The sequence below is a fragment of the Streptomyces sp. SDr-06 genome (genome assembly GCF_003324565.1).
Classification (GTDB): domain Bacteria; phylum Actinomycetota; class Actinomycetes; order Streptomycetales; family Streptomycetaceae; genus Streptomyces.
In genome coordinates, this window is record NZ_QOLA01000033.1 from 1 (window position 1) to 26,663 (window position 26,663).

The following is a 26,663-nucleotide window of genomic DNA, read 5'->3' on the forward strand; positions in this document are numbered from 1 at the left end:
TTTTGGCACGCTGTTGAGTTCTCAAGGAACGGACGCTTCCTTCGTACTCACCCTCACGGGCTTTCCTCCGGGCGCTTCCCTTCGGTATTTCGTGTTCCGACTCTATCAGACTCTTTCGTGTCCGATTCCCCGTCGAATTGGGGTTCGCTTTCCGGTTCCCGCTTTCGCGTTTCCCTTTCGGCGTGGCCCGACTTTATCAGAGATTCTGGAGCCGGATTCCCGCCCCGCTCCGGGTGTGCGATCGCGGTGCGTCAGACCTCGACGACCACGGGGAGGATCATCGGGCGCCTGCGGTAGGTGTCCGAGACCCACTTGCCGACCGAGCGGCGGATCAGCTGCTGGAGCTGGTGAGGCTCGACGACGCCGTCCTGGGCGGACCTGTTCAGCGCTTCCTCGATCTTCGAGACCACGGGTCCGAAGGCCGAGTCGTCGATGCCGGAACCGCGCGCCTGGATGTGCGGGCCGCTGGTGATCTTGCCGCTGCTGGAGTCCACCACCACGTACACCGAGATGATGCCCTCGTCGCCGAGGATGCGGCGGTCCTTCAGGGAGGTCTCCGTGACGTCGCCGACCGAGAGGCCGTCGACGTAGACGTAACCCGCCTGGACCTTGCCGACGATGCGCGCGGCGCCGTCGACCAGGTCGACGACCACGCCGTCCTCGGCGATGACGATGTGGTTCTTCGGCACGCCCGTGAGGGCTCCGAGCTCCGCGTTCGCCCGCAGGTGGCGCCACTCGCCGTGGACCGGCATGAGGTTCTTCGGCTTGCAGATGTTGTAGAAGTACAGCAGCTCGCCGGCCGAGGCGTGGCCCGAGACGTGCACCTTGGCGTTGCCCTTGTGGACGACGTTGGCGCCCCAGCGGGTCAGCCCGTTGATGACGCGGTAGACCGCGTTCTCGTTGCCCGGGATGAGCGACGACGCGAGGATCACGGTGTCGCCCTGGACGATCCGGATCTGGTGGTCGCGGTTGGCCATGCGGGACAGCGCGGCCATCGGCTCGCCCTGCGAACCCGTGCAGACCAGTACGACCTCGTCGTCCGGCAGGTCGTCCAGCGTCTTGACGTCGACGACGAGGCCGGCCGGGACCTTCAGGTAGCCCAGGTCGCGCGCGATGCCCATGTTGCGGACCATCGAGCGGCCGACGAAGGCGACCCGGCGGCCGTACTCGTGGGCCGCGTCCAGGATCTGCTGGATGCGGTGCACGTGGCTGGCGAAGCTGGCCACGATGATGCGCTTGTCGGCGTTCGCGAAGACGTTGCGCAGGACGTTGGAGATGTCCCGCTCCGGCGGCACGAACCCGGGGACCTCGGCGTTCGTCGAGTCGGAGAGGAGGAGGTCGATGCCCTCCTCGCTCAGCCGGGCGAAGGCGTGCAGGTCGGTGAGGCGGCCGTCCAGCGGGAGCTGATCCATCTTGAAGTCGCCGGTGGCGACGGCCATGCCCGCGGGGGTGCGGATGGCCACCGCGAGGGCGTCCGGGATGGAGTGGTTGACCGCGACGAACTCGCAGTCGAAGGGGCCCAGGCGCTCGCGGTCGCCCTCGGCGACCTCCAGCGTGTAGGGGCGGATGCGGTGCTCCTGGAGCTTGGCCTCGATCAGCGCGAGGGTCAGCTTGGAGCCGATCAGCGGGATGTCCGGCTTCTCGCGGAGCAGATACGGCACGCCGCCGATGTGGTCCTCGTGGCCGTGCGTCAGGACGATGCCCTCGATGTCGTCGAGGCGGTCCCGGATCGAGCTGAAGTCCGGCAGGATCAGATCGATGCCCGGCTGCTCCTCCTCGGGGAAGAGGACGCCGCAGTCGACGACGAGCAGGCGGCCGCCGAACTCGAAGACGGTCATGTTCCGGCCGATTTCGCCGAGACCGCCGAGCGGGGTGACGCGCAGGCCGTTCTTGGGAAGCTTCGGCGGGGTGCCGAGTTCAGGATGCGGATGACTCAAAAGACTCTCCTCACCACACGCGCCACGTACCGGTAGGGCACGTGGCGCGTATGTCATTCGTGCACTTGCTGTTGTGTGTGGGTTTCGCGCGTACTTCCGGCGCGTATTCAGTTGTGAAGTCTGTGGTTAGAGCTGTACCCCACCGGCCGCCAGATCGAGCGCCAGCTGGCTGGATTCTTCCGGCGTGAGCTCGACCAGGGGAAGGCGCAGCGGCCCGGCGGGCAGGCCCTGGAGAGCCAGGGCCGCCTTGGTGGTGATGACGCCCTGGGTGCGGAACATGCCCGTGTAGACGGGGAGCAGCTGCTGGTGGATCTCGGTGGCCTTGCGCACGTCGCCCGCGAGGTAGGCGTCCAGCAGGGCGCGCAGCTCGGGGGTGACGAGGTGGCCGACCACGGAGACGAAGCCGCAGGCCCCGACGGAGAGCAGCGGCAGGTTGAGCATGTCGTCGCCGGAGTACCAGGCGAGGCCGGAGCGGGCGATGGCCCAGCTGGCGCGGCCGAGGTCGCCCTTGGCGTCCTTGTTGGCGACGATCCGGGGGTGCTCGGCGAGCCGGACGAGGGTCTCGGTGTCGATCGGGACGCCGCTGCGGCCGGGGATGTCGTACAGCATCACCGGGAGTTCGGTGGCGTCGGCGATGGCCGAGAAGTGCCGGAACAGTCCCTCTTGCGGGGGCTTGTTGTAGTAGGGCGTCACGGCGAGCAGGCCGTGCGCGCCGGAGCGTTCGGCCGTACGGGCGAGTTCGAGGGTGTGGCGCGTGTCGTTGGTGCCGATTCCGGCCACGACGTGGGCCCGGTCTCCGACGGCCTCCAGTACGGCCCGTACGAGCTGGTCTTTCTCCGCGTCGCTGGTGGTCGGGGACTCGCCGGTGGTGCCGTTGACGATCAGTCCGTCGTTGCCTGCGTCGACCAGATGGGCCGCCAGTCGCTGGGCGCCGTCGAGGTCGAGTGCGCCGTCCGCCGTGAAGGGCGTGATCATGGCGGTGAGGACCCGCCCGAAGGGGGTCTGCGGAGTGGAGATCGGAGCCATGGGTAACACGCTACTCGCTGCTCAACGCCAGGTGCCCCCTCGGGGGCCGGTGGCTGAGGGAGCCCGGCACTGCCTGCTCGGGGGTTCAAGCAGTGCCGGGTCCGTTTGATCAGCCTAGATGAACTTCACGAAACGCCGCAATACGGACACTTTGCGCGGCGTATCCGCACATCTGTGCCGGTATGACCGGCGCACCTCGCGGGACGACCCGGTTACGGGGCCACCCGGCCGTTGGTGTTGAAGGCCGCATAGGTGAGCGGCATCAGCGCGGCCCACTCCTGCTCCATCTTCTCGCCGACCATCTCGATCTCCCGCTGCGGGAAGGAGGGGACCTTCGCCAGCTCGTGCTGGGTGCGCAGACCGAGGAAGTGCATCAGCGAACGCGCGTTGCACGTCGCGTACATCGAGGAGAAGAGCCCCACCGGGAGGGTGGCCCGGGCCACCTCGCGGGCGACGCCGGCGGCCAGCATCTCCTGGTACGCCTCGTAGGAGCGGCGGTAGGAGTCCTCCATGACGCGGGAGGTCAGCTCCTGCTGGTCCGCCGAGCCCTCGACGAACTCGTACTTGCCGGGGCGGCCCTGCTGCACCAGCTTGCGCTCGGCGCCCGGGACGTAGAAGACCGGCTGGAGCTCCCTGTACCGACCCGACTCCTCGTTGTACGACCAGCCCACGCGGTGCCGCATGAACTCGCGGAACACGAAGATCGGGGCGCTGATGAAGAAGGTCATCGAGTTGTGCTCGAAGGGGCTGCCGTGCCGGTCCCGCATCAGGTAGTTGATGAGGCCCTTGGAGCGCTCGGGGTCCTTCTGCAACTCCTCAAGGGACTGCTCGCCCGCCGTGGAGACACGGGCTGCCCACAGCACGTCCGAGTCGGAAGCCGAGTGCTTCACGAGCTCGACGGTGACGTCGCTGCGGAAGCTGGGCTTGAGGTCTGGGGCGGGGGTGTCGGTCACCGGCGGGTCCTTCCGATTGCGTCGCTCGGGCGGCGCCCACTCTACGGCCCGGCACCGACAACTCTGTCCCTGACGGGTCGTCACCACATTCTTCGGCCAATTCGGGGAATTCGGGCACCAATCGGCACTGCCGTGCGTCTGTACCAGTAAGCAGCAGACAGTTCGACAGCCCCTCGAGTTTCCCAGGAGATGTGCCCCCATGTTCCGCCGGCGTGAGCCCGTTCCGTTCGCATTCGTCGCCGAAGCCGACCGCTACCGCAGCAATGTCGAGCCGCCGCCGCGCCAGCGCGCGAGCGCAGGTCAGCTCGTCGGGCGGACGCTGGTCGGCCTCACCGTCATAGCCGGGCTCACCGGTGCGCTGCTGTTCGGTCTGCCTGCCATGGAGAGCCCCCAGTCCCCCGCGCACAGTCAGCAGTCCGAGGCCTCCAACGGCCGCTGACCGGCGCCGGACGCGCCGACGCGCGCCCGGACCCCCGGAGGTGGCCGCGCGGTGACCTCCTGGGTAGCCTCACCCCGCACAGCCCAATCGAGCGTGCTTGTGAGTGAGGATCAGTCGTGCCCCTGCCCTTCCTGACGGCCGACCGCGCAGTTGACGCACCCGGTGAGTACCCCGACGACATCGCGCTGCCCTTCGACGACCACGACCGCTGGCGGCGGCCCTACCGGCCCGGCCCGTGGCGCGTGGGCGCGGCGGCCGTGCTGCTGCTCCTCGCCTCGTTCGTGCTGCTCGCCGCCGTGATCATCGCGGCCGCCGGTGCGCCGCCGGCCGCGCTCGCCGTGCTGGTCGTCGCCGCGCTCGTGATCGGCTCGGCCCTACGGCTGCTCCGGGTCGGGGTCTGGGTCAGCCGGGCCGGCCTGCGGCGGGTCGCGTTCTTCTCCACCACCACCGTGGCGTGGCCGCGGATCCGGGGCGTACGGACGGTGCAGCAGCCGGTGCGCTGGCTCGGCCTGCCGCGGACCGTGCAGGGGCAGGCGCTGATCGCCGAGCAGGGGAACGGCCAGGCGCTCGCGCCGCTGCTCACCGACCACAACGCGGACTTCCTGGGGCGGCGCGAGGCCTTCGAGCGGGCCGCCGACCTGGTCGAGGCGTGGGGCGACGAGTACCGCCTGGGCTGAGCGGCACCCCGCCCCGCTAGACCGCGGCCGGCCTGTTCTCGTGCAGGGCGATCGCCCGCTGCATCGCCTTGCGCGCCCGCGGGGTGTCGCGGGCGTCCTGGTAGGCGACGGCGAGGCGGAACCAGCAGCGCCAGTCGTCGGGGGCGTCCTCGGTCTCCGCCTTGCGGCGGGCGAAGACGGCGTCGGCCGAGTCGCGGTCGATGCGGCCGCCCGCGGTGCGGACCAACTCGTCGACGGGCAGCCCGCCTTCGGCCTCCAGTTCGGCGGCCAGCCTGTTGGCCTTGGTCACGAACCGGGTGTTCGCCCAGAGGAACCAGATGCCGATCAGCGGCAGGATCAGCACGGCCACGCCCATGGTGACCGTGATCCAGGTGCCCTGCTCGATGAGCAGCACGCCGCGGCTGCCGGCCAGGACGAAGTAGAAGACCAGGACGGCGGCCGTGACGAGATAGGTGATTTTTGCGCGCATGAGGCCGACGGTGCCGCTCAGTTGAGGTCGAGGAAGTGTTCCAGGCCGAAGGTGAGGCCCGGAGTGGTCACCACGCGGCGGGCGCCGAGCAGGATGCCCGGCATGAAGCTGCTGTGGTGCAGGGAGTCGTGGCGCACGGTCAGGGTCTCGCCCTCGGCGCCGAGGAGCACCTCCTGGTGGGCCAGGAGGCCGCGCAGCCGCACGGCGTGCACGGGGATGCCGTCCACGTCGGCGCCGCGGGCACCGTCGAGCGCGGTCTGGGTGGCGTCCGGCGCGGGGCCCACCCCGGCCTCGGCGCGGGCCGCCGCGATCAGCTGGGCGGTGCGGGTCGCGGTGCCCGAGGGGGCGTCGACCTTGTTGGGGTGGTGCAGTTCGACGACCTCGACCGACTCGAAGTACGGGGCCGCGAGCTGAGCGAACTTCATGGTCAGGACCGCGCCGATGGAGAAGTTCGGGGCGATGAGCACACCGGTCCGGGGAGACCCGGCGAGCCAGGTGTTCAGCTGCGCGAGGCGGTCCTCGGTCCAGCCCGTGGTGCCGACGACGGCGTGGATTCCGTGGCGTACACAGAACTCCAGGTTCTCCATCACCGAGGCGGGGGTGGTCAGTTCGACCGCGACCTGGGCGCCCGTCTCGGCGAGCGTCTCCAGCTCGTCGCCGCGGCCGAGGGCCGCGACCAGCTCCATGTCCTCGGCGGCCTCCACGGCTCGCACCGCTTCGGAGCCGATCCGGCCCTTGGCACCGAGGACCGCCACGCGCAGCTTGCTCATTCGCTTGATTCCTTAGGGGTTACGAGACCGCTTCGTGGAGGCGGTCGGCCTGCTTGTCCTTCAGCGGGCCGATGACGGACAGCGAGGGACGCTGCCCCAGGACATCACGAGCCACCTCGCGGACGTCGTCCGGGGTGACCTCGGCTATCCGGGCCAGCATGTCGTCGACCGACATCTGCTCGCCCCAGCACAGCTCGCTCTTGCCGATGCGGTTCATCAGCGCACCGGTGTCCTCGAGGCCGAGCACGGTGGAACCGGAGAGCTGGCCGACCGCGCGGCGGATCTCGTCGTCGGAGAGGCCCTCGTGCGCGACCCGGTCCAGTTCGTCCCGGCAGATCTTCAGGACGTCGTGGACCTGGTTCGGGCGGCAGCCCGCGTACACGCCGAACAGGCCGCAGTCGGCGAAGCCCGAGGTGTACGAGTACACGCTGTAGGCCAGGCCCCGCTTCTCGCGGACCTCCTGGAACAGCCGGGACGACATGCCGCCGCCCAGCGCGGTGTTCAGGACGCCCAGCGCCCAGCGGCGCTCGTCGGTGCGGGCCAGGCCCGGCATGCCGAGGACCACGTGGGCCTGTTCCGTGCGGCGGTTGAGGAGCTCCATCCGGCCCGCGGCCTTCAGGGTGCGCGCTCCGCCGCGCGGGGTGAGGGGGACGGCGTCCGTGCGGGACAGCGCGCCGGCCTTCTCGAACGCCTTGCGGACCTGGCGTACGACGGTGGCGTGATCGACGTTGCCCGCGGCCGCGACGACCAGGTGGCGCGGGTCGTAGTGCTTCTTGTAGAAGCGTGAGATCTGCGCCTGGGTGAGGGAGTTGATCGTGTCCACGGTGCCCAGGACCGGGCGGCCGAGCGGCGTGTCGCCCAGCATGGTGTGCGCGAACAGGTCGTGCACGCAGTCGCCCGGGTCGTCCTCGGTCATCGCGATCTCTTCGAGGATCACGCCGCGCTCGGCGTCGACGTCCTCGGCGAGGATCAGCGAGTCCGTCAGCATGTCGCACACGACGTCGATCGCCAGCGGCAGATCGGTGTCGAGCACCCGCGCGTAGTAGCAGGTGTACTCCTTCGCCGTGAAGGCGTTCATCTCCCCGCCGACCGCGTCGAGCGCGGAGGAGATGTCGAGGGCACTGCGCTTGCTCGTGCCCTTGAAGAGGAGGTGCTCCAGGTAGTGGGTGGCGCCGTTCAGCGTCGGCGTCTCGTCGCGCGACCCCACCTGGACCCAGATGCCGAAGGTCGCGGACCGTACGGAGGGAAGGGTTTCGGTGACGACCCGCAGGCCGCCGGGGAGGGTCGTACGGCGGACGGTGCCGATGCCGTCTCGACCCTTCAGAAGCGTTTGGGTACGGGCGACGGCCCGCCCCTCCGAAGAGGGGCGGGCCGTCGTCGCGGAACTACGGGACGTCACTTGGCAGCGTCGTCCTTGTCACCCTCGGCGGCCTCTTCGCCCTCGATCACGGGGATCAGGGAGAGCTTGCCGCGGGAGTCGATCTCGGCGATCTCGACCTGGACCTTGGAGCCCACGGCCAGGACGTCCTCGACGTTCTCCACACGCTTGCCGCCGGCGAGCTTGCGGATCTGCGAGATGTGCAGCAGACCGTCCTTGCCCGGGAGCAGCGACACGAACGCGCCGAAGGTCGTCGTCTTCACGACGGTGCCCAGGTAGCGCTCGCCGACCTCCGGCATGGTCGGGTTGGCGATGCCGTTGATCGTGGCGCGGGCGGCCTCGGCGGCCGGGCCGTCGGCGGCACCGATGTAGATGGTGCCGTCGTCCTCGATCGTGATCTCGGCGCCGGTGTCCTCCTGGATCTGGTTGATCATCTTGCCCTTGGGGCCGATGACCTCACCGATCTTGTCCACGGGGATCTTGACGGTGATGATCCGCGGGGCGTTGGGGGACATCTCGTCCGGCGTGTCGATCGCTTCCATCATCACGTCGAGGATGTGGAGGCGGGCGTCACGGGCCTGCTTGAGGGCGGCGGCCAGAACGGAGGCCGGGATGCCGTCGAGCTTGGTGTCGAGCTGGAGCGCGGTGACGAACTCCTTCGTACCGGCGACCTTGAAGTCCATGTCGCCGAACGCGTCCTCGGCACCGAGGATGTCGGTGAGGGCGACGTAGTGCGTCTTGCCCTCGATCTCCTGGGAGATCAGGCCCATGGCGATACCGGCGACGGGGGCCTTGAGCGGCACACCGGCGTTCAGCAGCGACATGGTGGAGGCGCAGACCGAGCCCATGGACGTCGAGCCGTTGGAGCCGAGGGCCTCGGACACCTGACGGATCGCGTAGGGGAACTCCTCGCGCGTCGGCAGCACCGGCACGATGGCGCGCTCGGCGAGCGCGCCGTGGCCGATCTCGCGGCGCTTGGGCGAGCCCACGCGGCCGGTCTCGCCGACCGAGTACGGCGGGAAGTTGTAGTTGTGCATGTAGCGCTTGCGGGTCACCGGGGAAAGGGTGTCCAGCTGCTGCTCCATGCGGAGCATGTTCAGGGTGGTGACGCCCAGGATCTGGGTCTCGCCACGCTCGAACAGAGCCGAGCCGTGCACGCGCGGGATGGCCTCGACCTCGGCGGCCAGCGTGCGGATGTCCGTGATGCCACGGCCGTCGATGCGGACCTTGTCCGTGATGACGCGCTCGCGGACCAGCTTCTTGGTCAGCGCGCGGTACGCGGCGGAGATCTCCTTCTCGCGGCCCTCGAACTGCGGAAGCAGCTTCTCGGCGGCCAGACCCTTGACGCGGTCCAGCTCGGCCTCGCGGTCCTGCTTGCCGGCGATCGTCAGCGCCTGGGCGAGCTCGCCCTTGACGGCGGCGGTGAGCGCCTCCAGGACGTCGTCCTGGTAGTCGAGGAAGATCGGGAACTCGCCGGTCGGCTTGGCAGCCTTGGCGGCCAGGTCGGACTGGGCCTTGCAGAGCACCTTGATGAAGGGCTTCGCGGCGTCCAGACCGGAGGCGACGACCTCCTCGGTCGGCGCCTCGGCGCCGCCCTTGACCAGCTGGATGGTCTTCTCGGTGGCCTCGGCCTCGACCATCATGATCGCGACGTCGCCGTCCTCCAGGACGCGGCCCGCGACGACCATGTCGAAGACGGCGTCCTCGAGCTCGGTGTGCGTCGGGAACGCGACCCACTGGCCGTTGATCAGCGCGACGCGGACGCCGCCGATCGGGCCGGAGAAGGGCAGACCGGCCAGCTGGGTGGACGCGGACGCGGCGTTGATCGCGACGACGTCGTACAGGTGGTCGGGGTTGAGCGCCATGATCGTCGCGACGACCTGGATCTCGTTGCGCAGGCCCTTCTTGAAGGACGGGCGCAGCGGGCGGTCGATCAGGCGGCAGGTGAGGATCGCGTCCTCGGAGGGGCGGCCCTCCCGGCGGAAGAAGGAGCCGGGGATCTTGCCGGCCGCGTACATCCGCTCCTCGACGTCCACCGTGAGGGGGAAGAAGTCGAGCTGGTCCTTGGGGTTCTTGGACGCGGACGTGGCCGAGAGGACCATCGTGTCGTCGTCCAGGTACGCCACGGCGGAGCCGGCGGCCTGCTTGGCCAGGCGGCCCGTCTCGAAGCGGATGGTGCGGGTGCCGAAGGAGCCGTTGTCGATGACGGCCTCGGCGTAGTGGGTCTCGTTCTCCACTAGCGTTTTCTCCATTTGCTTGGCTGCAGTGTCGTCTTTTCGTCCCGGAGCCCGTGTGGCGCGGGGACGGTGGTGACGGCGGAGAAGCGCTCCTGGGGGCGGGCCGGTCTTCGATCGAAGCACCCGGGGTGCCTTGCGTTCCGGGGGCCACTACCGAGGACCGGCGGCGGGAGGAGGCTTCTGCTCGCTCGTCGGTGAAGCGTCTTGCGGTGAAGCTTGTTCTGTTGTGCGTACCAGACTACTGAGCGTTCGGTACGTCGCGCATGTACAGCAAAGGGAGCGGCCCCCTAATAGGTGGGAACCGCTCCCTCGACCGCATGCTTACTTGGCGCCGCCGGCCGCACCGCGACGGATGCCGAGGCGGTCGACCAGCGTACGGAAGCGCTGGATGTCCTTCTTGGCCAGGTACTGCAGAAGGCGGCGGCGCTGGCCGACGAGGATCAGCAGACCACGGCGGGAGTGGTGGTCGTGCTTGTGCGTCTTGAGGTGCTCGGTCAGGTCCGAGATGCGGCGGGACAGCATGGCGACCTGAACCTCGGGGGAGCCGGTGTCGCCCTCCTTGGTGCCGAACTCGGCCATGATCTGCTTCTTCGTAGCGGCGTCGAGAGACACTCGGTACTCCTCAGTGGTGTTCGTGCGCCCACGAGTGCCCCTGGTCTTGATCTCAGGGGAGCTTCCGTGACTCGGAGGCGAAGGTCCGATGAGCGCAGCTTCCAGATCATCCGGAAACGCGTACACAAACGGCCGTCACACAGCGTACCAGCACCCCGGGTGGCGGCTGACCCGCGGTGAGCGGGCCCCGGTCAGCTGGTCAGGGCCCGGGCCCTGGCGTACACGTCGAAGACGGCCAGGGTCAGCGGCAGCAGCGTGAGCAGCACGAACCCCTCGGCGATCTCCAGGAAGCGGCCCCAGAACGGGGTGACGCCCCGGTTCGGGACGATCAGCGCGATCGCGGTGACCAGCGCCGCCGCGGCGGCGATCGCGGCGATCAGCCACAGGGTGCGGATGTCGAGGGCCGCGGTGTCGCCCTTGAGGGCGTCCGCCATCAGACCGCGGGGCGCGTTGATGCACAGGCCGAGGCCGAGCAGGACGAGTGCGCCCAGGCCCGCGGCCAGGGTGGCGCCGACCTGCGCGGTGTAGCGGAAGAGGTGGGCGCGCATCAGCAGGGCCACGCCGGTGGCCAGCGCGAGCAGCCGGCCCCAGGTGTCGTCGCCGAAGCCGAGCACCGCGGCGCCCGCGACGGCCAGCAGGGCGCAGCCGCCCACCAGGCCGACGAGCAGCTCGTGGCCGCGCCGGGCCTGGGCGGCGACGCGCTCGGCGTCGACGGGCTGCGGGGCCGGGTCCTCGCCGAGGTCGCGCTGGGAGCCGTGCGGCGCCTCGAAGCCGATGGGCAGCCGGGCGAAGCGCATGGACAGGCCGGGCAGGAACGCGAGCGCGCCGACGGCGAGCTGGGTGCACACGGCGGCGGTCTCGGCGGGCTTCATGCCGGTCAGGATCGAGACGAACACCACGAGCGCGCCCACCGCCGAGGCCAGCACGAACGCCACGAAGGGCCCGTCGCCGCGGGGCGAGAGCAGGGTGAGCACCAGCGAGGCGATCAGCACGGCGGCACAGGCGAGCAGCAGCTGGAGCCGTCCGACGCCGTGGTGGGCGGCGAGCGGGAGGAGGCCGGAGCCGGCCACCGCGATGTTGGGCAGCGAGCCGAGGCCGAGGGCGACGGCGGACAGCTGGTCGTCGTAGATCCGGGCGCGTACGGCCGCGAGGGTGAGCAGGAGCACACCGGCGACGGCGGCGAGGATGCCGGGAAGGCCGTGCATGTCGTGCCGGGGGTCGGCGGTCCAGGCCGCGAAGGCGAGCAGGGCGGGCAGGACACCGCCGCCGACGAGGCCGGCCGCGCGGGTCAGCTCCGGGTTCCACAGGGTGCGGTCCTGGGTGACCGCGGAGGCGACGGCCTCGGACACGTCGTCGAAGACGGCGGGCGGCAGCGACTCGGAGAAGGGGCGCAGGCTGAGCAGCTCGCCGTCGAGGATCGACTGGGCGGCGAAGGAGCGGGCGCTGTCGAGGACGGTGCCGTCCCGGCGCACCAGCGAGTAGCCGACGGGGGCGCCCTCGGCCGGGCTCTGCTGCGACAGGCGCAGGATCTCCGGGTAGATGTCGGCGACCGGGATGTCGTCGGGCAGCGCCACGTCGACGCGGCCGTCCGGCGCCACGATCGTCACGCGGCAGAAGCCGAGGCCCGCCCCGGTCGCCTGGGCCGGCCGGTTCGGCTCGGCGGCCGTCGTCGTGGTGGTGGTCGTGCTCACCCTCGGCTCCCCCTTCACTCGCTTCACTCGCTTCACTCGCGGTGCCCGGTCCGCCCGTGCCGGGCCGTCCGTTCGGCGCGCCAATTGCCCGCTTTTCTTCGCTCTGTTCGCGGGTGCTTACGCGAACAGACGGCACCCTATCGCCAGCCGATCACATCGGATGTCAGTAGGATCCCACCGCGGTCGGCGTTCGCCGGACACGGGGCGGCGGGCTGAACTTCTCCGGCTGCCAAGAGAATTGGTGCGTTGTGAGCCACATCATCGTCAAGCGCCCGCCACGGGTCCTGCCGTCCGAGGTGCCCACGGAGGAGGTCGTTCTCCAGCCTCCGCCGGAGCTGCCCCGCGGACAGCAGGAGGGTGCGCTGATGCAACTGCTGCCCATGCTGGGCATGGGCGGCTCGGTCGTGTTCTTCTTCATGCCGAATTCGCAACCGTTCATGAAGGTCATGGGCATGGTGATGGTCGCCTCGACGGTGGCCATGTCGGTGGCGATGATCGTCCGCTACCGCAAGGGCTCCCAGGGCCAGTTGGCGGACCTGCGCCGCGACTACCTGCGCTACCTCGGCCAGACCCGCCGCTCGGCCGCCGAGGCCGCGCGCAAGCAGCGCGACGCGCAGTACTACCTGCACCCCTCCCCCGAGCAGCTGTGGGCGCTGGTCGCCGAGGGCAGCCGGGTGTGGGAACGACGGGCGGGCGACGAGGACTTCGGGCAGGTGCGCATCGGGCTCGGCCCCCAGGCCCTCGCCACCCCGCTGGTGCCGCCGGGGACCGCGCCGGTCGACCAGCTGGAGCCGCTGACCGCGGGCGCCATGCAGCGCTTTCTGGCCACCCACCAGACGGTGGAGGACCTGCCGATGGCGGTCTCGCTGCGCGCCTTCTACCACCTGACGGTCAGCGGGGAACCCCAGACGGTCCGCGCCTGCGCCCGCGCCCTGACCGCCTCGCTCGCCTCCCTGCACTCCCCCGAGGACCTGGTGATCGCGGTCGCCGCGTCCCCGTCCGCGTCCGCGCAGTGGGAGTGGACGAAGTGGCTGCCGCACACCCAGGCACCCGGTCTCACCGACGGCGCGGGCAGCCGCCGCCTGATCAGCCGCAGCGCCGCCGAGCTCGAAGAGCTGCTCGCCCCCCGCCTCACCGGCCGCCCCCGCTTCCACCCCGAAGGCGCGCCCCTGCCGGAGGAGCCGCACATCGTCATCGTGCTCGACGGGGTGTCACCGCCCCCGATGTCGGTCCTCGCCTCCGCCGAGGGCCTCCAGGGCGTCACCGTCGTCGAGGTCGTCCCCGGCGAACTCACCGGCGCCCGCGGCGACCTGGCCGTCGTCGTGCACCCCCGGGCACTCCGCCTCGAATCGGGCCACGGCCTCGTGTACGAGGGCACGCCCGACCTCCTGTCCTACGAGTCCGCCGACGCGCTGGCCCGCCAGCTCGCCCCCCTGCGCATGGCCACCGGTGGCGACGACGACGAACCGCTGCTCGCCAACCTGGAGTTCACCGACCTGCTGAACCTGGGCGACGCCGACTCGGTGGACACCGCGCGCACCTGGCGGCCGCGCTCCAACTCCGAACGGCTGCGGGTGCCCATCGGCGTCGGCGAGGACGGCCGCCCGGTCATGCTCGACCTCAAGGAGGCCGCGCAGGACGGCATGGGCCCGCACGGCCTGTGCGTCGGCGCGACCGGCTCCGGCAAGTCCGAGCTGCTGCGCACCCTGGTGCTCGGCCTCGCCGTGACGCACTCCTCCGAAACCCTGAACTTCGTCCTCGCCGACTTCAAGGGCGGCGCCACCTTCGCCGGGATGGCGCAGATGCCGCACGTCGCGGCCGTCATCACCAACCTCGCCGACGACCTCACCCTGGTCGACCGCATGGGCGACTCGATCCGCGGCGAGCTCAACCGCCGCCAGGAGATGCTGCGCGACGCCGGCAACTACGCCAACATCCACGACTACGAGCGGGCCCGGCTCGCGGGCGCCGCGCTCCAGCCCGTCCCCTCGCTCGTCCTGGTCATCGACGAGTTCAGCGAACTGCTCACCGCCAAGCCGGACTTCATCGAGATGTTCGTGCAGATCGGCCGCATCGGCCGGTCCCTCGGCGTGCACCTGCTGCTCGCCTCGCAGCGCCTGGAGGAGGGTCGCCTGCGCGGTCTGGAGACCTACCTCTCCTACCGGATCGGCCTGCGCACCTTCTCCGCCGCCGAGTCCCGCGCGGCGCTCGGCGTGCCGGACGCCTACCACCTGCCCAGCATCCCCGGCTCCGGCTACCTGAAGTTCGGCACCGACGAGATGACCCGCTTCAAGGCGGCGTACGTCTCCGGCGTGTACCGCAACGGGGCCGAACGCTCCGCGGCGCTCGGCGGACCGGTGCCCGTGGACCGGCGGCCGGTGCTGTTCACCGCCGCCGAGGTGCCGGTGACGTACGCCCCGCAGACCGTGCCGGGGCCGCGCGCCGAGAGCGGGCCGCGCACCGACGACGCGCTCGCCGACACGGTGCTCGACGTGATCGTGCGCCGCCTTGAGGCGCGCGGGCCCGCCGCGCACCAGGTGTGGCTGCCGCCGCTGGACAGCCCGCCGGCGCTCGACTCGCTGCTGCCCGGCCTCGCCCCGGTGGCGGGCCGCGGGCTCACCCCGCCCGGCTACGAGGGCGCCGGACGCCTGGTCGTGCCGCTCGGCCTCGTCGACAAGCCCTACGAGCAGCGCCGCGACCCACTGTGGTGCGACTTCTCGGGCGCGGCCGGCCACCTGCAGATCCTGGGCGGCCCGCAGTCCGGCAAGTCGACGCTGGTGCGCACCCTGCTCGCGTCGTTCGCGCTCACCCACACCCCGCACGAAGTGCAGTTCTACGGGCTCGACTTCGGCGGTGGCGGCATGGCCGCGGTCGCCGGTCTGCCGCACGTCGGCGGGGTCGCCTCGCGCCTGGACCCGGAGCGGGTGCGGCGTACGGTCGCCGAGGTGTACGGCGTGCTGACCCGCCGCGAGGAGTACTTCCGCTCGGCGGGCATCGCCTCGATCGCCGACTTCCGGACCCGCCGGGCCCGCGGCACCATCTCGGTCGCCGACCAGCCGTGGGGCGACGTCTTCCTCGTCATCGACGGCTGGGGCAACTTCCGTACCGAGTACGAGGGCCTGGAGCAGGTCGTCCTGGACATCGCGGCCCGGGGCCTCGGCTACGGCATCCACCTGGTGCTGACCGCGTCGCGCTCCATGGAGGTGCGGGCCAACCTCAAGGACCACCTGATGAACCGCCTGGAGCTGCGGCTCGGCGACACCATGGACTCCGAGTTCGACCGCAAGGTCGCCGCCAATGTGCCCGTCGGGGTGCCCGGCCGCGGCCAGTCGCCGCAGAAGGCGCACTTCATGGCGGCCGTACCGCGCATCGACGGCCTCCAGTCCGACACCGACCTCGCCGAGGCGACCGCCGCGCTGGCCACCGAGGTCGCCCGGCACTGGACGGCGCCGGGCGCGCCCGCGGTCCGGCTGCTGCCGCGCGAACTCCCGGCGGCCCAACTGCCGCCCGGCTACGCCTCGCCCGACCGCGGCATCGCCTTCGCGCTCGACGAGAACAACCTGGAGCCGGTGTTCGTCGACTTCGAGCAGGACCCGTTCTTCCTGATCTTCGGCGAGGGCGAGTCCGGCAAGTCGAACCTGCTCCGCCTCCTGATCACCCAGCTCACCCAGCGGTACGAGGGCGACGCCTGCAAGCTGTTCGTGGTGGACAACCGGCGCGCCCTGCTCGATGTGACCCCGCCCTCGCACCTGGCCGAGTACATCCCGATGTCCAACGCCATGGACCACCACATGGACGCCCTGGCCGATCTGATGCAGCGCCGCGCGCCCAGCGCGGAGGTGACCGCACAGCAGCTGCGCGACCGCAGCTGGTGGCGCGGGCCCACGGTCTACGTGGTCGTCGACGACTACGACCTGGTGTCGACGTCGAGCGGCAACCCGCTGAGCAAGCTCACCGAGCTGCTGCCGTTCGCCCGTGACGTGGGTGTCCGCTTCATCATCGCCCGCTCCACGGCGGGCGCGGGCCGCGCCTCGTACGAGCCGTTCATCCAGCGCATGAAGGAGCTGGGCGCCCAGGGCGTGGTCCTGGCCGGCGACCCCGCCGAGGGCGACATCCTGGCCGGCGTCCGCCCCCGCCCGATGCCGACGGGCCGCGGCACCTTCGTCTCCCGCAAGCGCGGCAAGCCGCTGGTGCAGACGGGGTTCATGGGGTAGGGCCGCCCCGTGCGGAGGGGGCGCCCGCCGCGCCGTGCGGAGGGGGCGCCCGGCGCCCCCTCCCCCGTACCCATGAATCCTCCCCGGCCCGCCGTGCGCGCCGGGTGGTGCCAAGTAGGGTGAGCGGACAGCTGGTTGGTGCCCGCACCGCCGCGCTGGGCACGCCCGGGTCGGCACGTCTGGAAGGAATCGCTCCGTCATGGCTGAGGAACAGGACAGGGAACTCCAGGAGCGCAAGGAGCGCGAGAAGAACGAGCTGTACGCCCTCGACATCTCGGGGGTCGAGTGGCACAGCGCGCCGGGCACCTCCGAGGACGAGGAGCGCGTCGAGATCGCCTATCTGCCGGCCGGCGCCGTGGCGATGCGGTCCTCCGTGGATCCCGACACCGTGCTGCGGTACACCGAGGCGGAGTGGCAGGCGTTCGTCCTGGGGGCGCGGGACGGGGAGTTCGACCTGGAGCCGTCGGTGCGCAACGGGGGTATCGAGGCGTAGCGCCCGCCGCGCGCGGACGCAGGACGGGGCGGGCACCTCCCGCGCGTGCCCACCCCGTTCCTGCCGCTGTCCGGCGCCTCTACTGGAAGTAGCCCGCCGCCTTGTGGTCACCGGCACGGTAGGTCGGGCCCGCCTCGGCCACGGCGTTGGCGATCTGCGTCAGCGAGGTCTGAACGCTCTGGGCGGTGTTGGTCCAGTCCCGCTGCTTGGTGGCGTACACCTCGTGGGCCTGGCCGTGCCAGTTGTTGGCGGCCCTGTCGACCAGCTTGCGGATGTCCTCCAGATCCTGCTGGAGCTTGCCGGCCTGCTTCCGGATGCTCTCGGCGGCTTCGGTCAGGCTGCCGTAGTGGACTCCGAGGACATCGCCGCTGTTGTCGGGCATGACTTCCCCAATCTCTGTGGTGAACAAGGTGGTGGTGGGCCGGCACCGCGAGGCGGGCGAGCCCGGCGCGACTAGTACGTGCTGAGGTTCGAGGTGATCGCGGCCGTGGCCCCCGCGTCACCGCTGTAACCGTCCACGACGTCGACGCCCATGAGGGCCTTGCGGACCTCGTCGTCGGTGTCGCCCTTGAGGGTGCGGGTCGCCTTCATCGCCTCGAGGAAGTCCAGGAGCAGCCGCCCCATGTGGACCATCTTGTGGTTGATGTCGGTCTGCTTGCGGTCGAACGCGTGGGCACCGATGCCCTCCCACGCCCCTTCGAGGCTGTTGATCACGTTCTGGAGATGGTTGACCTGGCTCTTCACCGAGTCGAACCGGTGGAGGATCTGCTCCTCCAGCTTGGCCATCTCGCTGTCTGATACCCGCTGGTCCTGCGTCATGCCAGACCTTCCCTTCGTGGTGGTGTTGATGGTGGTGCGGATGGCTGTGGTGGTTGCGTCGGCTCGGCGCGCCGCGGCGGCCGATGCGGTGGGCCGATGCGGTGGGGCCGGCCGCTCAGGCGCCGCGGCGGCGCGTCCTGAGCACGGCGAACACGCCGCCCGCGATCACGACGAGCCCGGCGAGCACCCCGCCGACGACCCAGGGCGTGCTTCCCCCGCCCCCGCCCGTGCCCTCACCCTTGGCAGCGGCCTGCCCCTGGGCGGGTGCCGAAGCGCTGGGCGCGGCGGATGCGGCCGGGGGCGTGCCGCTCCCCCCGTTCTCCTTGCCGAGCGGGTCGACGTCGGCGGGCCCGGGATTGATGTCCGCCTTCTCCAGGACGAGCCGGGGCCGGATCAGCCCGTAGCCGAGGTATTTGCTGGGAGTGTTCCTGTCCCAGGACCGCCCAGCGGTATCGATCATGGTGCGCAGCACTTGATCGGCGGTCCAGGTGGGATGCGCGGACCAGATCAGCGCGGCCGAGGCGGACGCGATGGCTGAGGCGGCGCTGGTTCCGTCGGCGGTGCAGTAGGCCTGGAAGTCCGCGGTGCACCATCGCGAGACGTTGAGGCCTGGCGCCGCCAGATCGACGAAGTCACCTGAATGAGAGAACTTGCCAACGTTCCCACTGGCGTCCGCAGCGGCAACGCCTACGACATCGGGCAAGGCGGCAGGGAACTCGACCAGATCGTTGCTCTCTTCACCGTCATTGCCGGTTCCGGCGAACATCAACTTTCCTTTGGATGCGGCGTATTTGACCGCCTCCTCAAGACCAGGTCCCTTGGTGTGCGCAGCGAAGGACATGTTGATGACCTTCGCGTCCGAATCTGCCGCCGCCCGGATCGCTTGAGCCGGGAGGCTCGTGCGTTTCAACTCCGCAGGGTCCTTCAAGGTGCTCAGCGCGATCCTGAAGGGGATGACCTTTGCGTCTGGAGCCAACCCCTTGATTCCGCCGCCCTGGCCCGTTCCGGCGATCATCTCCGCCATCGTCGTACCGTGGCCGTCGTAGTCCTTGGTTGCTCCGTACGCAGCCGCCGCCGGCACCTCCTGTGCGAGCACTTGCCCCTTCAAGGAGGGTGTGTCGGGATTGACGCCCGTGTCCACAACAGCGACTTTGACGCCCTTCCCGGTACTGACTTTCCACAGGTCTGGTGCGTGCATGGCACCCAAGTACCACTGCTCCGGCGGTGCGCTATCGGCAATGGCATGAGGAGCCAACCCCGCCGACGCAGCGACCAGCGCGGCGAGCGCTGCGCTCACGGAGACTGCCCGCCGCCCCAGGGGCGTCCGCAACTTCGGGCCAAACCCCTCGCGCCGACTCATTGGTGGCTTCATGCGTCCTTACATCCTCAGCTGTGCCTAGTCGATCGTGCTGGTGAAGCGCCGCCGTGTGGTCCCGGCGTTCGCCTTCAGTCAGCCTCAAGCCCCGAGGCGTCATCGCCCTCCGAGCTTGGAGCCTGCTCTCTCACGAGGCCTTCGCCTCCCTTGGTGAACGCGTTGCGTCCGGAACGAGAGTTGACCGTTCGCCCCCTCGGGGCACCGACAATGCCATCCGGATTGCCCATAGGCGGTCGGCTCTTCTGCCCTGCTCCCGAGCTGGCTGACTTGGTCGCTCCGACGACTCCACGCTGCCCCGGCCCACCAACTGGCTTGGCAGGTGCTCCCGCCTCGCCGCCGACCACAGCTCGCCTCGGAGCACGGGAGGTAGCAGACTCTGACGCCCCGGCATTCGGGCGCCCGCCGACGATCCCATTGCTTCGGCCTGTACCCGCGGGCGATCCCGCACGTGCGGAACCGGCTCCCCCGGCACGCGGAGTGCCTCCCGAAACACCGCGCCCCATCGGAGATTGCCCCGCTGTGGAGGTCGCACCCCTACCGAGGCCCTGAGCCGTGCTGGCTGGGCGCTCCACCGGGCCCGATGCTGATCGTCCAGCACCACTTGTCCCCGAAATCCCTTGCCGCCCTGCGGACCCAGCTCGTGCCTGGGCAGGCAATCCACCCACGCCACGAGGTGCCCTTGCCGCATCACCAGCCGTCTGGTTCCAAGGACTACCCATGAGCGGCAGAACAGGGCCGCCAACAGGCCCGGCTGTCTTGGGAACCTGAGGCGTCGCCGGTGCTACCTGGGCCGCTGTCGTGGGCGCCAGGTCGGTGACACTGTTCAGCTGCGTGCCCGCGTTGTGATCGGGGAGGGGCAGAGCACCACCGGTTGCCTGCTCATGAGGGTGGACAGGGGTGTCCGTGCGGGCATGGTCCGCCATCGGTTCCACAAACCCGCGGCTGGATGAATCCCCGCTATGAGCCGTGTGGGCATGAGCCGACGTCGTATGGTCGGGTGCTCTGCCAGGGATGACCGGGTCACCGCCGCCAGGCAACGGCTGAGGCACCCCCACCTGGGGCATGGGCTCGAAGACGGGGGGCTGTTGGGCGGCCAGGGTTTGTTCTGAGACCGAGTAGAAGGACGACAGGCGGTTCATCTGGTTGATGGCCTCCTGGCGGTCCTTCTCCACCTTCACCGCCGCCTCGTACTCCGCGTTGCCCGCGACCCGCTTCGTCGGCGGGATGTCCGCGACCTTCACCGGCTGGGCGCGCTGGTCGCGCTGAGGCATCGCCTTGCTCACCGAGGCCAGGCCCGAGCCCGCCGCGCTGATCTGGACGGCGGCCACGTCGGCGAAGTCCGACAGCTTCTGGCTGTGCCCGGCGAGCTTGTCCCCCCAGGCGCGGAAGGCGTTGCCCGCCTCTCCCTCCCAGTGGACCGCCCGGACGTTGGCCTGGAGTTCCTGCGCCGCCTTCTTGATCGCGTCCCGGGCCCTGAACAGCGCGTCCCCCGCACTGGTCAGGTGCTCGGGGTTGGCGTGGGCGACCAGGTCGATCATGTCGTTGAGCTGGTGGTTCTCGAAATCGGTCGTCCCGAAGAAGCGGACCGGCCCCCCGAAGGGGAAGAAGCCGGACAGCGCTTCCCCCGCGGTGGTGGTCATGTCGGTGACGCCGACCTGCTCGCTCACGCGCTGCTCGTCGGTCGGCTTCGGGGGCGCGGGCTGGGGCGGGTGGGACGGCTGGGGCTTGTTGTCGGTCATCGCTACCACCCCGTTCCGGCGGACTTGTCGTCGGTGCGCTGCGGCTTCGGCTTGCCGTCCTTCTCGCGCTGCGCCTGTTCGGCGTCGTAGTCGATCGCGGACTTGATCGCCCAGAACCGCTGCCGCATCTCCTCATCCAGGTTGTCGAAGCCGATATCGGCTCCGTGCGCGGCGATTCCCATGGCCTCGATCTGATGACCGAGCGACTTCGACAGCGAGGTCAGTCGTTCGTGTACGCGGTGGTACTGGGTGAAGAGGCCGTCGGCCTCGGGGAACGCGGCGGTTCCTGAGCTGAAGGACGTGCGGGCGATCCGCTGGTCCGCGAGCCTGGTGGGGCTGCCGTGGGAGCCCTCGAACTCGGTGAGCATCGTGTCCACCCGGTTCTTGAACGTCTTCAGCGCCTCCATGCCCTTCTCGAGGTCACCCATCGCCGCCGCCTTCGCCCCTGTAGGCAGGACGCCCCATGACACCTCTCCCCGTAAACCCATTGCCGTTCCCCGCGTCGCGATCCGCCCTGTGGACGCCGCTTGTCGCACCGCGGTCACTCTAATCACCACGTGTCGCCGGCCCAACGGACTATCGGCGGGACCGAGTTGCCCCGGCCACCCCGATAGTACGAGGGCTCATCTCACGTCGCATGAGTACGTCTACTCACTTCTGATCTTTTCCGCACCAGCATCAGCCACCTGCTGGTCCACGCAGAACAGACCTGGATCGGGCTTGACCCGTTCTGCACGAAGCCCTCGCATTCATCCCGCTCCCGTCACCCTCCGGCTCCGCCGCCGGGCGTCGCGGATCGCCACCGCGGACCCGCTCAGGACCGCCGCCAGGACCGCCACCCCGACGGCCACGTACGTGGCCAGGCGTTCGGTGCGCTGTTCGTCCGTCTCGCCCAGGTGGAGCGCGGCGGGGGTCGGGGCCCGCGCCGGGGTGACGCCCTCGTGGGCGGTGGGGGTCTCGATCGGGTGGTCGTCCTCGGTGAGGGCGCGCACCGGGTCGACCACGCCCCAGCCGACCAGGCGGTCGTGGCCGGACACCGAGCGTTCGGCGGTCTGCTCGAGCTGGGCGACGATCTCGCGCGGGGTCCACTTGGGGTGCTTGGCCTTGATGAGGGCGGCCACCCCCGCGACGTACGGGGCCGAGAAGCTCGTACCGCTGTCGGCGCAGTGGCCGCCGCCGGGCACGGTGGAGACCATGTCCACGCCGGGCGCGGCCACGCCGACGAACTCGCCGGACTGCGAGAACGCGGCCCGTTCGTTGTTGCGGTCCGAGGCGGCGACGGCGAGGACCCCCTCGTACGAAGCCGGGTACGTCTGCTTCACGTTGCCGCCCAGGCCGTCGTTGCCGGCCGAGGCGACCACCACGATGCCCTTCGCCAGCGCGTCGTCCACCGCCTGTTTCAGCGCGGCCGCGGGCTCCACCGCGTTCGCGGTGTCCTGGGAGATGTTGATGATGTCGGCGTCGGCGCTCATCGCGTAGCGGATGGCCTCGGCCAGGGTCTGCGCCGTGCCGTGGCCGCCGGCGTCGTTCTGCTCGATCGGGATGATCGCCGCGTCGGGGGCCAGGCCCACGAAGCCCGTTCCCTTGGCGGGGCGGGCCGCGATGATCCCGGCGACCTTGGTGCCGTGCCCGACGGTGTCCGTCGTGCCGTTCTCCGCGCCGCGCGGCAGCGGCTGACCGGCCGAGTCCTTGAGGTCCTTCTGCAGCAGGTTCTTGCCCTTGGAGGCGTCCACCGCGTCCTTGAGCTGGCCGTTCTTGACGTCGACGCCCGTGTCGATCACCGCGACCCGCACGCCCCTGCCGGTCGACTGGCGCCACAACTCGTCGAGCAGCACGCGCTGGAGCGCCCAGGGGCGGCCCGCGTACGGCTTCGACGGGAAGGTGCACTGGTCGTTCCCGGCGTCGTCGGCGGGGGCGGCGGCCGCCGGGGTCGCGAGCAGGGTGAGGGCCGCCGTCGTCGACAGGGCGAATGCCTTCAGGGCAAGGGCCTTCGGTGGGTACGCCATGGTCCGGTCGCCCCTCACGAACCCTGGGGCTGGCGCGCGGCCCCGGTGGACAGGCGGGGGCCGGTGGGCAGGAACGTGGACCAGCTGATCGGGATCGGCGCCGGCTCGGACTTGGCGTAGCCGAGCCGGGTCTGGGCCTGCTGGGCCTCCTGGTCGAGCTGCTTGCGCTGGTCGGCGGTCAGGCCCGCGCCCGAATCGCCGTCGGCACTGTCGCTGTTGGACTGCATCGCGTAGCGCAGCCCCGTGTCGGTCACCAGGAAGACGCCGCCCGCCTTGGTCTCGGAGCCCTGGATCTGGCGGAAGAGCTGGCCGGAGCCGGGCGTCACGTACGCGCTGCTCGAACCGGTGGGCAGCGGCGCCGGGAAGTCGGTGCCCGCCCACGTGCTCATGGTGGTCTCGCCGTTGTCCTTGTTCACGTCGCGCAGCACGTTGCACACCGTGTTGCGGCTGCCGTTGGCGGTGCCAGCGTCGTTGACGGCGACCGGCATCCGGCGCGGCCAGTTCTTGCGGGGCGCGAACTCGGTGGCCTCGGGGGTGAACGCGGCCGCGTTGGTCTCCGTCGCCTGTCCCGTCTTCATCAGCCCGCGCAGGTCGCGGCTGTAGAGGAGCAGCTTCGCGGTGAAGTCGGAAACCGGCGAGACCTTGCCCTGCTGGACCACGTAGTACTGCGTGCCCGCGCCGTTGGGCGCCTTCAGCACCATGCCGATCCGGTTCGCCTCGGGGGCCAGGCCACCGGCCACCCCCGCCGCGCCGCCGATCTTCCCCTCGATCCGGGGGAAGGCGATGGGATCACCCGAACGGAGGGTCTCCAGCCACTCCCTGGACACCCGCTCGGGGTCGCGGCCGGCGCCGACGAGGGCGCGCAGCAGGAGTTCGTCGGAACCGACCTGGTACTTGGTGCCCTGCGCGTCCACCACGTAACGCGTCTTGTTGTCCGGCCCCACGACGTACATCAGCTCGCCGCCGGTGAGCCGCTCGGCGCCGTCGGTGCGCTTCTGGTCGCGGTCGGCGAGGACGAAGGCCGCCTTCTGGATGGCGCGGCCGCCGTCGCCGGGGCGCTCGCAGACCGCCCAGCGCTTGGCGGATCCGGCCTCGTCGGCAGAGGGCAGGCGGTCGGGCGCGTACGGGATGCCGAGGGTGGCGCCGTGCGTCAGGGAGCCCTTGTCCAGGACGGACTCGTCCACGTTGACGACCTGGCCCTTGGCCGGGTCGAGCAGGAGTTTCGCGGACGCCATGTTGAGGACCGGGTGCAGTTCCTTCTTGCCGTCGGTGGTCAGCACGACGTAACGGGTGGTGGACTTGCTGGCGATGATCACCTTCTCGCCCGGGGTGTCCCAGCCGGGCGGCGCGGTGGGCTTGAACATCCCCCACGCCCCGAACGCGGCGAGCAGCACCACTGCCACGATGCCGCCCGGCAGCACGGCGTGCAGCGGACGTGGAGCCCCCTCTTCCGAGCCCGTCGGGGAGGGCTGGATGAACGCCGCGAGCGTGCGACGCTTCGCGAAGGTGTACGCGTTGAGCTCGTCCCGCCGTGATGCCATGAGTGTCCGAGTTTCTCCGTTGTCCCCGTGCGGAGCCGTCGGGGAGCCCGTCCCCCGCCCCTCGTTGTCAGACCGGCCCCCTACTATGCCTGTTACGTGATCGTACGCCTGGGGCGGGTAGGGTGGACGGGTCCTCAAGGGCCCTACTGGCCAGGGGTTTTCGAGGAGTTCGGGGGGTTCGGGGATGGTTTCGGCGACAGGGACGCGGTCGCGCTCCCGTGAACGATCCGGTGCTCCGAGCGGCGCGGACTCCCGCTCCGCGCGGCGTGCGGAACCGCCCGCTCCGGTCCGTCCGGCGGCGCCGGGCGCGGCCCCGGGACCGGTCACCCCTCACCTCAAGTCCCGTTCCGGACGCTTTGGTTCGTTTCGTCTGCAACAGCTAATTCTGATCGAGTCGGCCGCCGCCCTGCTGCTCGCCGCGTGGGTCGTCCACCCCATGGCGCTGGTGCCCGCGGGCATCCTTGCGCCGGCCCTCGTGCTGCTCGCGGTGGTACGCCGCAGAGGGCGCTCGCTGCCCGAATGGCTGGGCACCGCCTGGGCATTGCGCGCGCGACGGCGGCGGGCGGCCACCCTCGCCGTGCCGCCCGGCACCCTTCCCGGCCTGGCCCCGGCCGTGGAGTGCGATCCCACGCTGCGTACGTACAGCCACGGCGACCGGGACCAGCGGCCGATCGGGATGATCGGCGACGGCGGCTTCCTCACCGTCGTCCTCCAGGTGGAGTCGGACGCGACGGCGCTCCGCGTCGACCGGGGGCAGCGTCCGCTGCCCATCGCCCTGGTGCGCGACGCCCTCGAAGTGGACGACATCCGGCTCGAGTCGGCGCAGGTCCTGCTGCACACCCAGCCCGCGCCCGCGCTGCGGCTGCCCCAGCAGTCGCTGGCCGTCACCAACTACGCGCCGCTGCACGCCCAGACGGCCTCGCCCGCCGTCCGCATCACCTGGATCGCGCTGAAGCTCAACCCGGAGCTGTGCCCCGAGGCGGTCGCCGCGCGCGGCGGCGGCCTGGAAGGCGCCCGCAAGTGTGCGGCGCGCGCCGCGCTCCACCTGGCGAGCCGGCTGACCGGGGCGGGGCTGCGCGCCACCGTGCTCACCGAGGAGGAGCTCGCGGACGCGGTGGCCACCTCGGCGTGCGCCAATCCGCTGGTGACGGCGCAGGCGGGCCGCGCGGAGGCGCCCCAGCGGCGCACCGAGGAGTCGGCGCGCTCCTGGCGCTGCGACAACCGCCGGCACACGACGTACTGGGTGCGGCGCTGGCCGAGGATGGACGCGGGCTCCGGCTCCGCGGGACTGCCGCACCTGGTGGCCCTGCTGACCGCGGTGCCCGCGCTCGCGACCACCTTCAGCCTCACCATCGCCCGCACCGGCCCCCAGGAGAGCAGCATCAGCGGTCACCTCAGGGTGACCGGCCGCAGCGAGGCCGAACTGGGCACGGCCCGCCAGGAGTTGGAGGGCTCGGCGCGCCGGGCGAAGGCCCAGATCGTGCCGCTGGACCACGAGCAGCTGCCCGGCATGCTCGCCACCCTGCCGTTCGGAGGCGCCCGCTGATGGCCACGACGACATCGACGACAGGTCCGCTCGGGGACCTGCGCACCGGCTTCGGCCTCATCGGCCCCCGCCACCGCCGGCACACCCTGCCCACCGAGCAGTTGGACACCCTGGCCCTGCCGATCGGGGACGACGGGGTGGTCGTCGGAGTGGACGCCGAGGGGCGGCCCGCGGTGCTCGGGGTGAGCCGGCCGACGGCGTACGACATCGTGCTGATCGGCGGCCTGTGGACGGCCCAGGTGCTCGCACTGCGGGCAGCGGCGACGGGCATACGGGTCGCGGTCGAGACCGGCCGGCCGCAGGCCTGGGCCCAGTTGGTGCACGCGATCGCCAGTCAGAGCGGCATGACCGTGCACGACGTGGGCCGGGTGCCCCCGCTCGGCGCCTCGGCCGGTGAGCCGGTGCTCGTGGTGCGGGACTGCGGCATGCGTCCGCCGCGCGGCCGCGTGGTGTCGGCGCCCTGGCAGGCGGTGCTCACCCTGCTCCCCTACCTCAGCCCGGTCGCGCCCCGCCTGGTGCGCCAGGCGCGGCTCGTCGGGGTGCAGCGCGTCTCGCCGGACGAGGCCGCGCAGCTGGGCCGCATCATGAATCTGCCGCGCACGGAACAGGAAACCCTCTCGACGCTCGCGGACGGCGTCACGCTCTGGTGCAACGAGCGCGACCGCTCCTTCGCGATGACCCAGGCCACCGACACCGAGACCGGATTGTTGGGGAACGCCCGACGGGTCGACTGAACAGCGA

At 70.8% G+C, this 26,663-nt stretch carries 22 protein-coding genes; 6 read left to right on the top strand and 16 right to left on the bottom strand.

The window, feature by feature from the left end; translation table 11 throughout:
* Window positions 1-251 precede the first annotated feature (251 nt).
* The 3 genes from DT019_RS36120 to thyX all read right to left on the bottom strand — a co-directional run bounded on the left by DT019_RS36120 (window position 252) and on the right by thyX (window position 3,916).
* On the bottom strand, window positions 252-1,937 hold the full coding sequence (locus DT019_RS36120; protein WP_114041231.1) for a ribonuclease J: 1,686 nt from the start codon (window positions 1,935-1,937) through the stop codon (window positions 252-254).
* Window positions 1,938-2,063: 126 nt separating this feature from the next.
* Complete coding sequence (dapA, locus tag DT019_RS36125; protein WP_114041232.1) at window positions 2,064-2,963, bottom strand: 4-hydroxy-tetrahydrodipicolinate synthase; 900 nt, start codon at window positions 2,961-2,963, stop codon at window positions 2,064-2,066.
* A 212-nt stretch (window positions 2,964-3,175) separates the two neighbouring features.
* Entirely contained in the window at window positions 3,176-3,916 is a 741-nt protein-coding gene (gene thyX / locus DT019_RS36130) for an FAD-dependent thymidylate synthase (RefSeq protein WP_114041233.1), read from the bottom strand.
* 199 nt (window positions 3,917-4,115) lie between these two features.
* Here thyX and DT019_RS36135 point away from each other — a divergent pair, with 199 nt between their 5' ends.
* Together DT019_RS36135 and DT019_RS36140 are read left to right on the top strand one after the other, a co-directional pair.
* Window positions 4,116-4,355: a hypothetical protein gene (locus tag DT019_RS36135; protein WP_114041234.1), complete on the top strand. Its 240-nt coding sequence runs from the start codon at window positions 4,116-4,118 to the stop codon at window positions 4,353-4,355.
* Between the two features lie 116 nt (window positions 4,356-4,471).
* On the top strand, window positions 4,472-5,032 hold the full coding sequence (locus DT019_RS36140; RefSeq protein ID WP_114041235.1) for a hypothetical protein: 561 nt from the start codon (window positions 4,472-4,474) through the stop codon (window positions 5,030-5,032).
* Window positions 5,033-5,048: 16 nt separating this feature from the next.
* On the opposite strand, the gene DT019_RS36145 is transcribed toward DT019_RS36140, so the two are convergent.
* The 6 genes from DT019_RS36145 to eccD form a co-directional block, all read right to left on the bottom strand.
* Window positions 5,049-5,501 carry a tetratricopeptide repeat protein gene (locus tag DT019_RS36145; RefSeq protein WP_114041236.1) on the bottom strand — a complete coding sequence of 151 codons (453 nt, stop codon included), beginning with the start codon at window positions 5,499-5,501 and terminating at the stop codon, window positions 5,049-5,051.
* A gap of 17 nt (window positions 5,502-5,518) precedes the next feature.
* Window positions 5,519-6,271, bottom strand: a complete 753-nt coding sequence (dapB, locus tag DT019_RS36150; RefSeq protein ID WP_114041237.1) for a 4-hydroxy-tetrahydrodipicolinate reductase — start codon at window positions 6,269-6,271, stop codon at window positions 5,519-5,521.
* Window positions 6,272-6,290: 19 nt separating this feature from the next.
* Window positions 6,291-7,670, bottom strand: coding sequence for a M16 family metallopeptidase (locus DT019_RS36155; RefSeq protein WP_114041238.1), 1,380 nt, complete (start codon window positions 7,668-7,670; stop codon window positions 6,291-6,293).
* On the bottom strand, window positions 7,667-9,886 hold the full coding sequence (locus DT019_RS36160) for a polyribonucleotide nucleotidyltransferase (protein ID WP_114041239.1): 2,220 nt from the start codon (window positions 9,884-9,886) through the stop codon (window positions 7,667-7,669). The genes DT019_RS36155 and DT019_RS36160 overlap by 4 nt, the downstream gene beginning before the upstream one ends.
* A gap of 321 nt (window positions 9,887-10,207) precedes the next feature.
* A complete protein-coding gene (gene rpsO / locus DT019_RS36165) occupies window positions 10,208-10,498 on the bottom strand; it encodes a 30S ribosomal protein S15 (RefSeq protein ID WP_006346214.1) in 291 nt (96 codons plus the stop codon).
* A gap of 191 nt (window positions 10,499-10,689) precedes the next feature.
* The gene (gene eccD / locus DT019_RS36170; RefSeq protein WP_114041240.1) at window positions 10,690-12,189 is read right to left on the bottom strand and encodes a type VII secretion integral membrane protein EccD; all 1,500 of its coding nucleotides are present in this window, start codon (window positions 12,187-12,189) and stop codon (window positions 10,690-10,692) included.
* 248 nt (window positions 12,190-12,437) lie between these two features.
* On the opposite strand from eccD, the gene eccCa reads away from it, so the two are divergent.
* The gene (gene eccCa / locus DT019_RS36180) at window positions 12,438-16,403 is read left to right on the top strand and encodes a type VII secretion protein EccCa (protein ID WP_114041241.1); all 3,966 of its coding nucleotides are present in this window, start codon (window positions 12,438-12,440) and stop codon (window positions 16,401-16,403) included.
* A 199-nt stretch (window positions 16,404-16,602) separates the two neighbouring features.
* Window positions 16,603-16,896, top strand: a complete 294-nt coding sequence (locus tag DT019_RS36185; protein WP_114041242.1) for a DUF397 domain-containing protein — start codon at window positions 16,603-16,605, stop codon at window positions 16,894-16,896.
* 79 nt (window positions 16,897-16,975) lie between these two features.
* Here the strand turns inward: DT019_RS36185 and DT019_RS36190 are convergent, their stop codons facing one another.
* The 7 genes from DT019_RS36190 to eccB form a co-directional block, all read right to left on the bottom strand.
* Entirely contained in the window at window positions 16,976-17,278 is a 303-nt protein-coding gene (locus DT019_RS36190) for a WXG100 family type VII secretion target (RefSeq protein ID WP_114041243.1), read from the bottom strand.
* 71 nt (window positions 17,279-17,349) lie between these two features.
* The gene (locus DT019_RS36195) at window positions 17,350-17,715 is read right to left on the bottom strand and encodes a WXG100 family type VII secretion target (RefSeq protein WP_114041244.1); all 366 of its coding nucleotides are present in this window, start codon (window positions 17,713-17,715) and stop codon (window positions 17,350-17,352) included.
* Between the two features lie 115 nt (window positions 17,716-17,830).
* On the bottom strand, window positions 17,831-19,012 hold the full coding sequence (locus DT019_RS36200) for a S8 family serine peptidase (protein WP_223279939.1): 1,182 nt from the start codon (window positions 19,010-19,012) through the stop codon (window positions 17,831-17,833).
* Between the two features lie 149 nt (window positions 19,013-19,161).
* On the bottom strand, window positions 19,162-20,829 hold the full coding sequence (locus DT019_RS39970; protein WP_189390246.1) for a WXG100 family type VII secretion target: 1,668 nt from the start codon (window positions 20,827-20,829) through the stop codon (window positions 19,162-19,164).
* A 2-nt stretch (window positions 20,830-20,831) separates the two neighbouring features.
* Window positions 20,832-21,257: a hypothetical protein gene (locus DT019_RS36205; RefSeq protein ID WP_114041246.1), complete on the bottom strand. Its 426-nt coding sequence runs from the start codon at window positions 21,255-21,257 to the stop codon at window positions 20,832-20,834.
* Between the two features lie 321 nt (window positions 21,258-21,578).
* Window positions 21,579-22,835, bottom strand: a complete 1,257-nt coding sequence (mycP, locus tag DT019_RS36210) for a type VII secretion-associated serine protease mycosin (protein WP_114041247.1) — start codon at window positions 22,833-22,835, stop codon at window positions 21,579-21,581.
* 14 nt (window positions 22,836-22,849) lie between these two features.
* A complete protein-coding gene (eccB, locus tag DT019_RS36215) occupies window positions 22,850-24,376 on the bottom strand; it encodes a type VII secretion protein EccB (RefSeq protein WP_114041248.1) in 1,527 nt (508 codons plus the stop codon).
* A gap of 184 nt (window positions 24,377-24,560) precedes the next feature.
* On the opposite strand from eccB, the gene eccE reads away from it, so the two are divergent.
* Together eccE and DT019_RS36225 are read left to right on the top strand one after the other, a co-directional pair.
* Entirely contained in the window at window positions 24,561-25,922 is a 1,362-nt protein-coding gene (gene eccE, locus DT019_RS36220) for a type VII secretion protein EccE (RefSeq protein WP_114041249.1), read from the top strand.
* The gene (locus DT019_RS36225) at window positions 25,922-26,656 is read left to right on the top strand and encodes a hypothetical protein (RefSeq protein ID WP_114041250.1); all 735 of its coding nucleotides are present in this window, start codon (window positions 25,922-25,924) and stop codon (window positions 26,654-26,656) included. The genes eccE and DT019_RS36225 overlap by 1 nt, the downstream gene beginning before the upstream one ends.
* Window positions 26,657-26,663 lie beyond the last annotated feature (7 nt).

What these genes read in the sequence shown, in the direction of transcription:
- dapA (WP_114041232.1), bottom strand. Translation starts at nt 2,963, where the DNA reads ATGGCTCCGATCTCCACTCCGCAGACCCCCTTCGGGCGGGTCCTCACC.
- DT019_RS36135 (WP_114041234.1), top strand. Translation starts at nt 4,116, where the DNA reads ATGTTCCGCCGGCGTGAGCCCGTTCCGTTCGCATTCGTCGCCGAAGCC.
- DT019_RS36145 (WP_114041236.1), bottom strand. Translation starts at nt 5,501, where the DNA reads ATGCGCGCAAAAATCACCTATCTCGTCACGGCCGCCGTCCTGGTCTTC.
- dapB (WP_114041237.1), bottom strand. Translation starts at nt 6,271, where the DNA reads ATGAGCAAGCTGCGCGTGGCGGTCCTCGGTGCCAAGGGCCGGATCGGC.
- DT019_RS36185 (WP_114041242.1), top strand. Translation starts at nt 16,603, where the DNA reads ATGGCTGAGGAACAGGACAGGGAACTCCAGGAGCGCAAGGAGCGCGAG.
- DT019_RS36190 (WP_114041243.1), bottom strand. Translation starts at nt 17,278, where the DNA reads ATGCCCGACAACAGCGGCGATGTCCTCGGAGTCCACTACGGCAGCCTG.
- DT019_RS36195 (WP_114041244.1), bottom strand. Translation starts at nt 17,715, where the DNA reads ATGACGCAGGACCAGCGGGTATCAGACAGCGAGATGGCCAAGCTGGAG.
- DT019_RS39970 (WP_189390246.1), bottom strand. Translation starts at nt 20,829, where the DNA reads ATGACCGACAACAAGCCCCAGCCGTCCCACCCGCCCCAGCCCGCGCCC.
- DT019_RS36205 (WP_114041246.1), bottom strand. Translation starts at nt 21,257, where the DNA reads ATGGGTGACCTCGAGAAGGGCATGGAGGCGCTGAAGACGTTCAAGAAC.
- mycP (WP_114041247.1), bottom strand. Translation starts at nt 22,835, where the DNA reads ATGGCGTACCCACCGAAGGCCCTTGCCCTGAAGGCATTCGCCCTGTCG.
- eccB (WP_114041248.1), bottom strand. Translation starts at nt 24,376, where the DNA reads ATGGCATCACGGCGGGACGAGCTCAACGCGTACACCTTCGCGAAGCGT.
- eccE (WP_114041249.1), top strand. Translation starts at nt 24,561, where the DNA reads ATGGTTTCGGCGACAGGGACGCGGTCGCGCTCCCGTGAACGATCCGGT.
- DT019_RS36225 (WP_114041250.1), top strand. Translation starts at nt 25,922, where the DNA reads ATGGCCACGACGACATCGACGACAGGTCCGCTCGGGGACCTGCGCACC.